Origin of the sequence: Mesorhizobium sp. M4A.F.Ca.ET.090.04.2.1 (assembly GCF_003999085.1) — a bacterium.
In the GTDB taxonomy this organism is placed as follows: Bacteria; Pseudomonadota; Alphaproteobacteria; order Rhizobiales; family Rhizobiaceae; genus Mesorhizobium.
In genome coordinates, this window is record NZ_RZOT01000994.1 from 1 (window position 1) to 642 (window position 642).

Annotated in this window: 1 pseudogene; it reads right to left on the minus strand. The window is 74.3% G+C overall.

Going from position 1 to position 642, the window contains the following annotated elements:
* A pseudogene (locus tag EN781_RS33695) lies at positions 1-642 on the minus strand (DNA polymerase Y family protein); the annotation flags it as partial.

A 642-nucleotide genomic window follows, 5' to 3' on the forward strand; every position in this document is an offset into this window, starting at 1 on the left:
CCGGCGGAACGGCGCGCTCCGGCCGCTTGAGCGGCGCGCGCCTTTGCGGCGCCTCGGAGAAGGGGACAATAGTGACGGCGCGCTCCGGCAAATGGCTCTCGACGGCAACCGGCCGCAGCACCGCGGCCTCGCCGAGCCGGGCGCGGACGCGGTCGGCGAATAAAGCGATATCGGCGTCATCGTCGTTGGCCTCGCCGCTGAGATCGGCCTGCTGCATGTCGAAGGCCGCCGCCGACAGCACCGAGAGGCGCACGAGGTCGAAACCGTAGCCGGCGTCGATGTCCTGCTCCAGCGCGGCAAGCCGTTCGTGGAACAGCCTGCGGATCAGCGACGGCTCGCGCAGCGGGCGCGAGGTGCCGACGGCGATGCGGCTGACGGCGCCGTCGACGCGGAAGAGCAGCAGGGCGAGTGCCCTCGCGCCCTCGCCGCGCCGCTCGAGGTCGCCCTTCAGCGCCGTGGCCAGCCGGCTCACCAGCCGCTCGATGTCGTCGGTCAGCACGACCGGCTCGGCCAGGTGGCGCTCGACCGAAAGCGGCGCCACCGGCAGGCGCGGCGACACCGCCTCGTCGAGGCGGCCGAGCGCCTGGCCGAGCCGCAACAGCAAGCCAGCGCCGAAGCGGCGGGCAAGCGGGGGGCGGGGGG